Below are 13,364 nucleotides of genomic sequence, written 5' to 3' on the forward strand. Positions count from 1 at the left end.
ACGGCCGCGCACTGACGCGGCCGTGTGCGATCTGGCGCTATGCAGGTAAGACCGGCGTCCAGTCCACCGGATTTTTACCGGCAGCGCTCAGCAATTCATTGGTCGCTGAGAAGTGTTTGCTGCCGAAAAATCCACGATGTGCAGAAAGCGGCGAGGGATGGGGCGCCTGCAGCACATGATGGCGCTTGCGATCAATAATGCTGCCTTTCTTCTGCGCATGTGAGCCCCACAGCAGGAAAATCACCCCTTCACAGTGCTGGTTAATCGCCGCAATGACGTTGTCCGTAAAGGTCTCCCAGCCAAAACGAGCATGGGAATGAGCTTTACCCGCCTCGACCGTTAACACCGTGTTCAGCAACATCACCCCCTGTTTTGCCCAGCTCTCAAGAAAGCCGTGATCGGGTTTCCGGAAGCCGGGAATATCCTGCATCAGTTCTTTGTAGATATTCTGCAGTGACGGAGGCACCTGAACGCCCGGCAACACTGAGAAGGCGAGTCCATGCGCCTGATTCGGCCCGTGATAGGGATCCTGCCCCAGAATCACGACGCTGACGTCACCGAGTTCCGTCAGGCGAAACGCATTGAACACATCTTTCTGCGGCGGATAGACGGTTACACCCGCGGCGCGTTCATCGGCGACCTGCTTCAGCGTCTCAATAAAATAGGGTTTCTCTTTCTCTTCAGCCAGCACGTCGTGCCAGGTCAGCTTTTCAGCCATGTTTAACTCCCTTAACGTTAGTGGAGTAAGCTTAGCCGTTCCTGCCGCTGACCTGAAGGCAAAAATAATTTGAAAAATACAAATTATTTTTAACTGGCAGGTATTTTGAGATCAATGGTTTAGCGAAAAAGTGCGCCGAATGGCTGATTAATATTGATACAAGTCAAGGCTGTTGCGAATGAACGATGGTATACCGGGGCCTCAAATTTGATTTATTCACGTATTATCCGGGAGACGCAATCATGATCACTGGTATCCAGATCACTCAAACTAACAATTCTCAACTTCTGAACTCCTTCTGGCTGCTGGATGAAGAGAAAGCTGAAGCGCGTTGCCTGTGTGCAAAAGCAGGCTATGAAGAAGATCAGGTTGTCGCCATCAGCGAACTGGGCGAGTTCGCTTACCGTGAAGTGCCGGTTGAAATTAAACCGCAGGTGCGCGTTGAAGGCGGACAGCATCTGAACGTCAACGTTCTGCGTCGTGAAACGCTGGAAGATGCGGTTAAACATCCTGAAAACTACCCACAGCTGACTATTCGTGTTTCAGGCTATGCCGTACGTTTTAACTCGTTGACGCCTGAGCAGCAGCGCGATGTAATCACCCGTACATTTACAGAAAGTCTGTAAACCGCCTGAATTATCGGGTGCTGCCAATTAGCGCAAAGCGCACACAGCAATTTTTATTAGTATTGTTAAAGAGATAAGCAGTTAACTACAGGGCATGCGAATGCCAGTGTTGTCAGGAAAGCGTACTGGCAGAAAAAAAACTCTTAAAAGGCCGTAACTGACTATCAGATAAAAAAAATCGCCTCCTGAGAGGCGATTTTTTTATGCGTATGATGTTTTATTCCGCATTCTCGTTAGCTGGCGTAGTGCCGCTTGCCTTGCGGCGTTTGCCGACATTTTTGGCATCACGATGGCGTTTTTTCACTCGCGGTTTTTCCGTTTCGCTGGCTTTCTTCTCTGCACGCTTCGCCAGCACCTTTTTCGACGGTTTACCCGTAGTTTTAGCATTTGGCGCACGCGTTTCAGGGCGCAGCTCATCAATCACGCGCGCTTTGATCGGTTCGTTCACATAGCGGGTGATTTTGCCCAGCAGAACGAAGTCGTGCGCTTCGACCAGTGAAATGGCGATGCCTTTACGGCCCGCACGACCGGTACGACCGATGCGGTGCAGATAGGTATCGGCGGTACGCGGCATGTCATAGTTGAAGACATGGCTGACATCTTCAACATCGATACCACGCGCGGCGATATCCGTCGCAACCAGCACGTTAACGCGTCCTTCACTCAGACGCTTAATCGCTTCGTTACGCTTGGCCTGAACCATTTCGCCTTCAAGATAGCTGCTACGAATCCCCGCTTCGTGCAGCCAGCTCACCAGTTCATGCAGACGTTCACGCTTACGCACAAACACGATGCTGCGCGTCACATCCGGCTGCTTCAGCAGATGAATCAGTAATTTGGTTTTATGCTGCAGATCATCAGCGCGGTAGTACCACTGCTGGATCTTTTTGCGCTCGCGACGGCTCGGATCCGCTTCCAGCTCAACCGGTTCGTTAAGCAGACGCTCGGCGAAGTCACGGATATTGTCGCCTTCCAGCGTGGCGGAAAACAGCATGGTTTGCTTGCGCCAGCGCGTTTCAGCCGCGATGGTTTCGATATCCTGAGCAAAGCCCATATCAAGCATGCGGTCCGCTTCATCCAGTATCAGGGTTTCTACGGCGCGGCAGTCAAAGTTCTCTTCTTTGATGTACTGCAACAGACGGCCGGTGGTCGCGACCACAATGTCCTGATTTTCGCTGAAAACTTCGGCATGGTTCATATAAGCCACGCCGCCGGTGATCGTGGCGATGTCCAGATGCGTATGTTTCGCCAGCTCACGCGCATGATCGGCAACCTGCATCGCCAGTTCACGGGTCGGAGTCACAATCAGGATGCGTGGCGGCCCCGATTTCTTGCGCGGAAAATCAAGCAGGTGCTGCAGCGCCGGTAACAGATACGCGGCGGTTTTCCCGGTTCCTGTAGGTGCCGAACCCAGAACGTCACGGCCCTCCAGCGCGGGCGGAATTGCAGCGGCCTGGATCACTGTTGGGCGCGTAAAGCCTTTTTCCTGCAACGCTTGTAGCAGGCTTTCGTCGAGTTCGAGTTCGGAAAATGTGGTTACTGTCATGGTCTACCTCAGTTTGGGGCGCTGATTATAGACAGATCAGACTGAATCTTCATCTGTTAATCCGTTTCCGCTGCGCCTGGGGTTGTCTGCTGCGTGAATTCCCACTGTTGTCACGTTACACTCACGCGCTGCCGTGCGGCAGGAAAAAACGATGGTAGTGACGAATGATGCAGGATAAGCCGCGTGAACGGCCTCAGTTAAACAAGAACGGTTTTACCTTTAAACAATTTTTTGTTGCCCACGATCGCTGTGCGATGAAAGTGGGCACCGATGCCATTCTGCTTGGTGCCTGGGCACCGGTCGCCGGAGTGAGACGCATTCTGGATATTGGCAGTGGCAGCGGATTAATCGCGCTGATGCTTGCGCAGCGCACGCCGTCACAGATTCAAATCGATGCGGTGGAGTTAGAACCTGAAGCCGCACAGCAGGCGCAGGAGAATGTGCAGCAGTCACCGTGGCCTGAACGTATTCAGGTTCATCAGCAGGATATCGCCAGCTGGGCTGAACAGTGTGATAAACGTTATTCACTGATTGTCAGCAATCCCCCTTATTTCGCGCCGGGCGTAGCCTGCTCTACCGTGGCTCGGGACAACGCACGTGCAACGGCCTCGCTCGATCATCAGACGCTGTTACGCAGTTCAGCCTTATTAATTGAAGAAGAGGGGATGTTCTGCGTGGTGCTGCCCATCGATATTGGGCAGACGTTTATCACCCTGGCGCAGGCCGATGGCTGGTATCTGCGTTTCCGGCTGGACGTGGCGGAATATGCCCATCGTCCGCCGCACCGCGTCGTGCTGGGGCTGTCGCCGCAGGCCGGTGAAACGCTGCTGGAGCGTCTCGCAATCCGCGCACCAGACACCCGCTATTCTGATGAGTGGTGTAGCCTGACGCAGGACTTTTACCTCTTCATGTAACCTGGCGGGGTCAGAATAGTTGGCAGCGCTTCTGGCAGTAAGTCAGGATAGTCACGGATATAGTGCAGGCCGCGACTTTCTTTACGCTCCAGCGCGCAGCGCACCATCAGGTCAGCGACCTGCACCAGATTCCGCAGCTCCAGCAGATTATTGGAGAGGCGGAAATGGCGGTAATATTCATCAATCTCCTGCTGAAGCAGGTTTATGCGACGCAACGCCCGTTCCAGCCGCCGGGTAGTGCGGACGATTCCCATATAATCCCACATGAACAGACGCAACTCATGCCAGTTATGCTGGATCACGACGCGTTCATCGGCGTCATCAACCTGACTCTCATCCCATGCGGGGAGTGCAGTGACGGCTTCAATGCCGGGCAGGGTACGCATCAACTCCTCTGACGCGGACCAGCCATACACCAGACACTCCAGCAGCGAATTGGAGGCCATGCGGTTAGCGCCATGCAGGCCGGTATAACTCACCTCACCAATGGCATACAGGCCACTGACGTCGGTCTGACCGTGCTGATCGACGACGACGCCACCGCAGGTGTAGTGCGCGGCGGGTACAATCGGGATCGGCTCTTTGGTCAGGTCAAAGCCAAAGGTCAGCAATTTCTCATAGATCATCGGGAAGTGTGCGCGCACAAACTCTTCAGGCTGGTGGCTGATATCCAGATACATACAGTCAACGCCCAGCCGTTTCATCTCATGGTCGATAGCCCGGGCAACAATATCGCGCGGGGCCAGTTCGGCGCGCTCATCGAAATCGGGCATAAAACGGCTACCATCGGGACGTAACAGCCAGGCACCTTCTCCGCGTAACGCTTCGGTTAACAGGAAATTCTGCGCCTGCGGATGAAACAGGCAGGTCGGATGGAACTGGTTAAATTCCAGATTGGCCACCCGGCAGCCCGCGCGCCACGCCATCGCTATGCCATCACCGGAAGCAATGTCAGGGTTAGTGGTATATTGATAGACTTTGGCGGCACCGCCGGTTGCAACGACGACGGCCCGCGCCCGACAGGTTTCGACCTGCTCGCGATTACGGTTCCAGATCCACGCACCCACCACCCGGCGTGGGCCAGGCAGGCCGATTTTATCTGAAAGAATCAGATCGACCGCATTAGTCCGTTCCAGAATCCGGATGTTAGGGTGGCTTAATGCCTGGCTTACCAGCGTGGTTTCCACCGCATGGCCGGTGGCGTCAGCGCTGTGCAGAATGCGGCGATGACTGTGGCCGCCTTCACGAGTCAGGTGATAGCGCATGTCACCCGCCGCCTGCGGATCGAGATCAAAGGCAACGCCGTTGTCGATCAGCCACTGCACGCAATGCCGGGCATTACTGGCAATAAACGACACGGCCTCACGATCGCATAATCCTGCGCCGGCAATCAGCGTATCTTCGATATGCGACTCGATGCTGTCCGTCTCATCAAATACCGCAGCAATACCACCCTGCGCATAAAGGGTTGACCCTTCATTGACCTGCGCTTTACTGAGAACGGTTACCTGATACTGTTTCGCCAGCCGTAACGCCAGCGACAGGCCGGCCGCACCGCTGCCCACAATCAACACATCACACTGATAATCCGGATTCGCATTCATCATAATGTTTAATTTACTAAACAAGACCAGGCCTGAGCATAAGCGCAACAGGAGGTTCTGTGAAGTATTTTAAACACATGCCACGCGCGTTCATCTGGCTATGATCATAAGTCTTCTATAATCAGTACGTTAAAAACGGGCTGCTTTAACTCTGGTTTTTTATAGCAAACTTATTAAACCTAAAGGATTTAATGATGAAAAAGCTGCTGTCATAGGTTACTCTGCCTGCGATTTACGCTCCTGACACTGAACGAAAACGAACAACCTGTGTTATCTCCATCGGAGCGGTAAATATCACGGCGGGAAGTGAACTTCGCACCACATCACAACTCTAAGCGCATGCTTGCTCAGAACATGAGATGTGCTGGCAGTTACTTTATGCATATGAAAAATTTGGGGAGACATTACCTCGGATGAGCGAGCAGTTAACGGATCAGGTCCTTGTCGAGCGGGTACAGAAGGGAGATCAAAAAGCGTTCAACTTACTGGTGATTCGTTACCAGCATAAAGTGGCGAGTTTGGTTTCACGCTATGTTCCCTCGGGCGACGTGCCTGATGTAGTACAGGAATCGTTTATTAAAGCGTATCGCGCACTGGACTCTTTCCGGGGCGATAGCGCGTTTTATACCTGGCTGTACCGCATTGCGGTAAACACAGCGAAAAATTACCTGGTTGCTCAGGGGCGTCGTCCACCATCCAGTGATGTGGATGCTATTGACGCCGAAAATTTCGAAAGTGCGGGTGCATTAAAAGAAATTTCGAACCCTGAGAACTTAATGTTGTCTGACGAATTGAAACAAATTGTCTTTCGTACCATCGAGGCGCTACCCGAGGACTTGCGTATGGCAATTACCCTCAGGGAACTGGACGGTCTGAGTTATGAAGAGATCGCCGTCATTATGGATTGCCCGGTAGGCACTGTTCGATCACGTATCTTTCGTGCGCGAGAGGCCATTGATAACAAAGTTCAACCGCTTATCCAACGTTAGTGATAACGGCTACTGGAAGGGTACATAGGCATGCAGAAAGAAAAACTTTCCGCTTTAATGGATGGTGAGACCTTAGATAACGAGCTGTTTTCCGCCTTGTCTAAGGACGCAGAACTACAGAAAAGCTGGGCGAGCTATCATCTTATTCGCGATACCATGCGCGGTGATGTGGGTGATGTCCTGCATTTTGATATCTCTGCGCGCGTCGCTGCTGCTATCGAAAAAGAACCGTTACGTACGGTTACCACGCTGATCCCTGAAGCTCAGCCAGAACCTTCTCGCTGGGAAAAAATGCCGTTCTGGAAAAAAGCGCGTCCGTGGGCTGCGCAACTAACTCAGGTGGGTGTGGCTGCCTGCGTGTCACTGGCCGTGATCGTGGGTGTTCAGCACTACAACCAGCCGCAGGGTAGCGCCACGCAGACATCTGACTCTCCGGTGTTCAATACGCTGCCGATGATGGGTAAAGCCTCACCGGTGAGCCTGGGCGTGCCGTCTGATGCCTTTGACACGAACAGCTCTAATCAGCAGGTTCAGGATCAGCGTCGTCGCGTGAACGCCATGCTGCAGGACTATGAACTGCAACGCCGGCTGCACGCTGATCAGCTGCAGTTTGAAACCGATGCGCCAAAACAGGCGCAGGTTGATGTTCCCGGAAACCAGTCATTAGGACAGCAGCAGCAGTAATGAAGCCGTTTTGGTATGCTGTTAGCCTGCTGACAGGAAGCCTGTTATGGTCATCTGCCGCCCCGGCGCAAACTACTGCGTCCGGGGCGCTATTGCAGCAGATGGAGCAGGCAAGTCAGAACCTCAACTATGAATTTGCCTATATTAACGTCTCACGCATCGGCATTGAATCGCTGCGCTACCGTCATGCTGTGATCGATAACCGAATATTCGCGCAGCTGTTGCAGATGGACGGACCACGTCGGGAAGTGATCCAGCGTGGCAACGATATCAGCTACTTCGAACCAGGCCTTGATCCCTTTTCTCTCCCGGGCAATCACATTATTGACGCTTTGCCGTCGGTGATTTTTGCTGACTTCACCAAACTTGCCACTGCCTACGATTTTATTACCGTGGGTCGCTCGCGCATTGCCGATCAGATGTGTGATGTGCTGCGTATCGTGTCTCGCGATGGCACCCGTTACAGCTATGTGGTCTGGCTGGATGTGGATACCAGGCTACCGCTACGTATCGACCTGCTTGATCGTGACGGTGAAACGCTGGAACAGTTCCGCGTTATCAGCTTTGCAGTGGATGAAGGAGTACGCAATCTGATGCAAGGGCTGGAGAAAGCGAATCTGCCACCATCGCTTTCCGTGCCAAAAGGGGACGCGGTTACTGTCGCATGGCAGCCAGGCTGGATACCCGCAGGCATGACGCTGGTGTCGCAGAATCGTCGCACGCTGCCGGGGCTGAACAAAAATATTGAGTCGAAGCTCTACAGCGATGGGCTGTTTAGTTTCGCGATCAATGTGACGCCTGCCGATAAAAGCAGCACAACGCAGACATTGCGCACTGGGCGTCGTACGGTCCAGACCGTTGTGCGCAATAATAACGAAATTGCGGTGATCGGCGAATTACCGCCTTCAACCGCAAAACGTATTGCTGACAGCATCGACCTGGGGTCACAAAAATGATGAGAGAATGGGCCACCGTGGTGGCATGGCAGGATGGCATTGCCACACTGCATACCGAAGCAAAAACGTCCTGCAATAGCTGCCAGGCGCGCAAAGGTTGCGGCAGCCATATGCTGAATAAACTCGGTCCGAAGAATGCTCATGTGATGCAGATTGCCAGCAGCAATCCGCTGCAGCCGGGACAGCGCATTGAGTTAGGCATCAAAGAGAGTAGCCTTCTGGGTTCAGCGCTGCTGGTCTATATGACGCCGCTATTTGGTTTGTTCCTGATTGCCGGACTGTTTCAGTCGCTGTTCAGCAGCGATCTGGCGGCCGCCTGCGGTGCACTGCTGGGTGGCATCGGTGGCTTTATTGTTGCGAAAGGCGTTTCAATGAAATTTGGCGATCGCGAAGCCTTTCAGCCGGTTATTCTGAACATCGCCCTCCCGCCCGATGCGCTGCGTGTTGAAAGCGAAGCGTAATGTACGCCCAGGCCGCGCATCCCGCGGCCTTTGTCCGTTCTGCCTTGCGCAGATATCTGTTTCGCTTCCACCACGTTCCATTCTTTTATGCGCGGCGTTAACAGTGTAATATGCGTCGTCATTAATGAGGCTGACAGGATTGTGGGTAAAGAGCGATCTTCCTGAATGTGTCTGTGCTCAGATTTTCAACTGAATTTTAAGCGAAGATATCCCTATAAATGAAGCACATAAGAAATTTCTCCATCATCGCTCATATCGACCATGGTAAATCTACGCTCTCTGACCGCCTTATTCAGATCTGCGGTGGCCTTTCTGACCGTGAAATGGCTGCGCAGGTTCTTGACTCCATGGATTTGGAGCGTGAGCGTGGCATTACTATCAAAGCACAGAGCGTCACACTCGATTACCACGCGAAAGACGGCGAAACTTACCAGCTCAATTTCATTGATACTCCGGGCCACGTAGACTTCTCTTATGAAGTTTCCCGCTCACTGGCTGCCTGCGAAGGTGCATTGCTGGTGGTGGATGCGGGTCAGGGTGTTGAAGCGCAGACACTGGCGAACTGCTACACCGCGATGGAGATGGATCTGGAAGTAGTGCCGGTTCTGAACAAAATCGACCTGCCTGCTGCCGATCCCGATCGCGCTGCGCAGGAGATTGAAGATATCGTCGGCATCGATGCTGCTGATGCGGTGCGCTGCTCCGCTAAAACCGGCGTCGGCGTTCCGGACGTGCTGGAACGCTTAGTGCGCGATATTCCGCCGCCGGAAGGCGATCCGGAAGGTCCGCTACAGGCGCTGATTATCGATTCCTGGTTTGATAACTATCTGGGCGTTGTCTCGCTGGTGCGTGTAAAAAACGGCACCATGCGTAAAGGTGACAAGATCAAAGTCCTCAGCACCGGTCAGGTTTATAACGCTGACCGCCTGGGTATCTTTACCCCGAAACGTGTCGACCGTAATGAACTGAACTGCGGTGAAGTCGGCTGGCTGGTCTGCGCCATTAAAGATATCCTCGGCGCACCGGTGGGCGATACCCTCACCACCGCTCGCAACCCGGCAGACAAAGCGCTGCCAGGCTTTAAAAAAGTGAAGCCGCAGGTTTATGCCGGTCTGTTCCCGATCAGCTCTGACGATTATGAAGCGTTCCGTGATGCGCTCGGCAAGCTGAGCCTGAACGATGCCTCGCTGTTCTATGAGCCAGAAAGCTCAACGGCGCTGGGCTTTGGTTTCCGCTGTGGCTTCCTCGGTCTGCTGCACATGGAGATCATCCAGGAGCGTCTGGAGCGCGAATACGATCTCGATCTGATTACCACTGCACCGACGGTAGTGTATGAAGTCGTGACCACCGGTGGCGAAATTGTTCATGTCGATAGTCCATCCAAGCTGCCGCCACTGAATAACATCGAAGAGCTGCGTGAGCCGATCGCGGAATGTCACATGCTGCTGCCACAGGAGTATCTGGGCAACGTCATCACGCTCTGTATTGAGAAGCGTGGCGTGCAGACCAACATGGTTTACCACGGCAATCAGGTTGCACTGACGTATGAAATTCCGATGGCAGAAGTGGTTCTCGACTTCTTTGACCGTCTGAAATCCACCTCGCGCGGTTATGCCTCGCTGGATTACAACTTCAAACGTTTCCAGCCTTCAGACATGGTGCGTGTCGACGTACTGATTAACTCTGAACGTGTGGATGCGCTGGCGCTGATTACTCACCGCGACAATGCGCCTTATCGTGGCCGCGATCTGGTTGAGAAAATGAAAGATCTCATCCCGCGCCAGCAGTTTGATATTGCGATTCAGGCTGCCATCGGTAACCACATTATTGCGCGCTCAACGGTTAAACAGCTGCGCAAAAACGTTCTCGCCAAGTGTTATGGCGGTGACGTCAGCCGTAAGAAGAAACTGTTGCAGAAACAGAAAGATGGTAAGAAGCGTATGAAGCAGGTTGGTAACGTTGAGCTGCCACAGGAAGCGTTCCTCGCCATTCTGCATGTCGGTAAGGACAGCAAATAAGGATTTCCAATGGCTAATATGTTCGCCCTGATTCTGGCGATAGCGACGCTGATTACTGGCATCGTCTGGGTAATTGATCGTTTCAAATGGGCACCCGAGCGTCGCGCGAAACAGGCGGCGGCGCAGGCCCAGACCGGTAACGCGCTTGACAGCAAAACGCTGGCGAAAGTCTCTTCACAGCCAGGCTGGGTTGAGACGACCGCCTCCGTGTTCCCGGTGCTGGCCGTGGTTTTCATCGTGCGTTCGTTTATTTACGAACCGTTCCAGATTCCCTCTGGCTCGATGATGCCAACGCTGCTGATTGGCGACTTTATTCTGGTGGAGAAGTTTGCTTACGGCATTAAAGATCCGATTACCCAGACGACGCTGATCCCAACCGGTCAGCCGAAGCGCGGCGACATTGCGGTATTTAAATACCCGAAAGATCCGAGCCTGGATTATATTAAGCGCGTGATTGGCCTGCCAGGCGATAAAGTCATCTATGATCCTTACAGCAAAACGCTAACGGTGAAACCGACCTGTGGTGATGATAAAGCCTGTGACACAGCGTTGGCAGTGACTTATAACGACGTTGAACCAAGCAACTTTATTCAGACTTTTAGCGGCTTTGATGGCAACGAAACCGGCAACGGTTTTTATCAGGTGCCACAGGGCGATACCCTGCGCGGTGGTCTGCGCATGGCAACCCGTAAAGAGACTATCGGTAACGTGACCCATGACATTCTGCTGGTTAACGAAGCGCAGAGTCAGGCGGGCATGTATTATCAGCAGCCGGGTCAGCCGCAGGCGAGCTGGGTCGTGCCGAAAGGGCAATACTTCATGATGGGCGACAACCGTGATAACAGCGCCGACAGCCGTTACTGGGGCTTTGTCCCGGAGCGTAATCTGGTCGGTAAAGCGGTCGCTATCTGGATGAGTTTTGAGAAACAAGAAGGTCAGTGGCCAACCGGCGTGCGATTCAGTCGCATCGGCGGTATCCACTAATAATTTTGTCTGATTAACAGGCAAATCGGGTGGCCTCCTCAGGGAGGCCACTGCACACCAAACGGAACGTGTTGGACTGCCAGCCCCGTTTGGTATGCAGAGTCACAGACGCAACAAAGAACTGGAATCGCATGAACCCCATCCTGATTAACAAGCTTCAGCGCAAACTGGGCTACACTTTTACTCATTCGGAACTGTTACAGCAGGCCCTGACTCACCGCAGCGCCAGCAGCAAGCACAACGAGCGCCTGGAATTTCTGGGCGATTCTATTCTTAGCTATGTGATTGCGAATGCCCTTTATCACCGCTTCCCGCGGGTTGATGAAGGTGACATGAGCCGCATGCGTGCCACGCTGGTGCGCGGCAATACGCTGGCTGAAATGGCACGCGAATTTGATCTTGGCGAGTGCCTGCGCTTAGGGCCGGGTGAGCTGAAAAGCGGCGGTTTCCGTCGCGAATCGATCCTGGCGGATACGGTGGAAGCGCTGATTGGCGGCATCTTCCTCGACAGCAGCATCGAGCGGGTAGAGCAGCTGATCCTCGACTGGTATCAGACGCGCCTGGATGAAATCAGTCCTGGCGACAAACAAAAAGATCCCAAAACGCGCCTGCAGGAGTATCTGCAGGGACGTCATCTGCCGCTGCCAAGTTATCTGGTGGTGCAGGTGCGCGGCGAAGCCCACGATCAGGAATTCACCATTCACTGTCAGGTGAGTGGCATGGCCGAGCCGGTCGTCGGCGTCGGCTCCAGCCGTCGTAAAGCCGAGCAGGCAGCGGCTGAACAGGCACTGATAAAATTAGGTCTCGAATAGGTCTGTCGGGTGACAGTGCCATAACCGGCGCTGAATCAATCACCCTCTGACAGCTCTATCCCGGCGTCAGAAGACGCTGAATGACACATGACTCAAATAGCACTCTTCGGCGCCGCATCAGGCGCTGAACAATTCAGGACTCGAATGAGCGAAAACGTTACTTATTGCGGCTTTGTCGCGATTGTTGGCCGACCGAACGTCGGTAAATCCACCTTACTGAACCAGTTGCTGGGGCAGAAGGTGTCGATCACCTCGCGTAAGCCGCAAACCACGCGCCACCGTATCATGGGCATTCATACTGAGGGCAACTATCAGGCGATTTACGTTGATACCCCCGGACTGCACATGGAAGAGAAGCGCGCCATTAACCGTCTGATGAACCGTGCAGCCAGCAGTTCTATCGGCGACGTAGAGCTGGTGATCTTCGTCGTTGAAGGTACCCGCTGGACGCCAGATGATGAGATGGTGTTAAACAAACTGCGCGACAATAAAGTGCCGGTTGTGCTGGCTGTGAATAAAGTCGACAACATCCAGGATAAAACCATCCTGCTGCCGCATCTGCAGTTCCTGAGCCAGCAGATGAACTTCCTTGATATCGTGCCAGTCTCTGCGGAGAGCGGCAAAAACGTCGATACCATTGCGGCCATTACCCGCAAGCATCTGCCGCAGGCCGATCATCACTTCCCGGAAGATTACATCACCGATCGCTCTCAGCGTTTCATGGCGTCAGAGATGATCCGTGAAAAACTGATGCGCTTCCTGGGCGCTGAACTGCCTTACTCGGTCACCGTGGAGATTGAGCGCTTCGTGACCAACGAACGCGGCGGTTACGACATTCATGGACTGATTCTGGTCGAGCGCGAAGGGCAGAAGAAGATGGTGATTGGCAACAAAGGTGCCAAAATCAAAGTCATCGGAACAGAAGCGCGCAGGGACATGGAAGAGATGTTCGAAGCGAAAGTGCACCTCGAACTGTGGGTGAAAGTGAAATCCGGCTGGGCAGATGACGAACGAGCGCTGCGCAGCCTGGGTTATACAGACGATCTCTGATT

The 13,364-nt window shown here is 53.5% G+C and carries 13 protein-coding genes; 10 read left to right on the forward strand and 3 right to left on the reverse strand.

Features of this window, described 5'->3' with window-relative positions; all coding sequences use genetic code 11:
- Positions 1-37: 37 nt before the first annotated feature.
- Positions 38-718: a uracil-DNA glycosylase gene (gene ung / locus ACTJKZ_RS00200; RefSeq protein ID WP_222925114.1), complete on the reverse strand. Its 681-nt coding sequence runs from the start codon at positions 716-718 to the stop codon at positions 38-40.
- A gap of 242 nt (positions 719-960) precedes the next feature.
- On the opposite strand from ung, the gene grcA reads away from it, so the two are divergent.
- The gene (gene grcA, locus ACTJKZ_RS00205; RefSeq protein WP_013358769.1) at positions 961-1,344 is read left to right on the forward strand and encodes an autonomous glycyl radical cofactor GrcA; all 384 of its coding nucleotides are present in this window, start codon (positions 961-963) and stop codon (positions 1,342-1,344) included.
- A gap of 217 nt (positions 1,345-1,561) precedes the next feature.
- Here grcA and srmB read toward each other — a convergent pair whose 3' ends face one another.
- Positions 1,562-2,890 carry an ATP-dependent RNA helicase SrmB gene (srmB, locus tag ACTJKZ_RS00210; RefSeq protein WP_161736175.1) on the reverse strand — a complete coding sequence of 443 codons (1,329 nt, stop codon included), beginning with the start codon at positions 2,888-2,890 and terminating at the stop codon, positions 1,562-1,564.
- Between the two features lie 164 nt (positions 2,891-3,054).
- On the opposite strand from srmB, the gene trmN reads away from it, so the two are divergent.
- Positions 3,055-3,804 carry a tRNA(1)(Val) (adenine(37)-N(6))-methyltransferase TrmN gene (gene trmN / locus ACTJKZ_RS00215; RefSeq protein ID WP_440829069.1) on the forward strand — a complete coding sequence of 250 codons (750 nt, stop codon included), beginning with the start codon at positions 3,055-3,057 and terminating at the stop codon, positions 3,802-3,804.
- Here the strand turns inward: trmN and nadB are convergent.
- A complete protein-coding gene (nadB, locus tag ACTJKZ_RS00220; RefSeq protein WP_161736193.1) occupies positions 3,789-5,408 on the reverse strand; it encodes an L-aspartate oxidase in 1,620 nt (539 codons plus the stop codon). The two genes, trmN and nadB, sit on opposite strands and share 16 nt — an antisense overlap.
- Positions 5,409-5,821: 413 nt before the next feature.
- Between nadB and rpoE the strand changes: the two genes are divergently transcribed.
- The 8 genes from rpoE (at position 5,822) to era (ending at position 13,362) form a co-directional block, all read left to right on the forward strand.
- A complete protein-coding gene (gene rpoE / locus ACTJKZ_RS00225; RefSeq protein WP_013358764.1) occupies positions 5,822-6,397 on the forward strand; it encodes an RNA polymerase sigma factor RpoE in 576 nt (191 codons plus the stop codon).
- Positions 6,398-6,427: 30 nt separating this feature from the next.
- Positions 6,428-7,081, forward strand: coding sequence for an anti-sigma-E factor RseA (rseA, locus tag ACTJKZ_RS00230; RefSeq protein WP_013358763.1), 654 nt, complete (start codon positions 6,428-6,430; stop codon positions 7,079-7,081).
- The gene (gene rseB / locus ACTJKZ_RS00235) at positions 7,081-8,037 is read left to right on the forward strand and encodes a sigma-E factor regulatory protein RseB (RefSeq protein ID WP_161736178.1); all 957 of its coding nucleotides are present in this window, start codon (positions 7,081-7,083) and stop codon (positions 8,035-8,037) included. Before rseA ends, rseB begins: the two co-directional genes overlap by 1 nt.
- Positions 8,034-8,498: a SoxR-reducing system protein RseC gene (gene rseC, locus ACTJKZ_RS00240; protein ID WP_440829070.1), complete on the forward strand. Its 465-nt coding sequence runs from the start codon at positions 8,034-8,036 to the stop codon at positions 8,496-8,498. Before rseB ends, rseC begins: the two co-directional genes overlap by 4 nt.
- Before the next feature lie 218 nt (positions 8,499-8,716).
- Positions 8,717-10,516, forward strand: a complete 1,800-nt coding sequence (gene lepA, locus ACTJKZ_RS00245; RefSeq protein ID WP_033783908.1) for a translation elongation factor 4 — start codon at positions 8,717-8,719, stop codon at positions 10,514-10,516.
- A 9-nt stretch (positions 10,517-10,525) separates the two neighbouring features.
- Positions 10,526-11,500 carry a signal peptidase I gene (gene lepB, locus ACTJKZ_RS00250; protein ID WP_440829071.1) on the forward strand — a complete coding sequence of 325 codons (975 nt, stop codon included), beginning with the start codon at positions 10,526-10,528 and terminating at the stop codon, positions 11,498-11,500.
- 131 nt (positions 11,501-11,631) lie between these two features.
- Positions 11,632-12,312, forward strand: a complete 681-nt coding sequence (gene rnc, locus ACTJKZ_RS00255) for a ribonuclease III (protein WP_010257656.1) — start codon at positions 11,632-11,634, stop codon at positions 12,310-12,312.
- Positions 12,313-12,456: 144 nt separating this feature from the next.
- Positions 12,457-13,362 carry a GTPase Era gene (era, locus tag ACTJKZ_RS00260; RefSeq protein WP_161736181.1) on the forward strand — a complete coding sequence of 302 codons (906 nt, stop codon included), beginning with the start codon at positions 12,457-12,459 and terminating at the stop codon, positions 13,360-13,362.
- The last annotated feature ends 2 nt before the right edge of the window (positions 13,363-13,364 follow it).

Origin of the sequence: Pantoea sp. 22096, assembly GCF_052045955.1 — a bacterium.
In the GTDB taxonomy this organism is placed as follows: Bacteria; Pseudomonadota; Gammaproteobacteria; order Enterobacterales; family Enterobacteriaceae; genus Pantoea; species Pantoea alfalfae.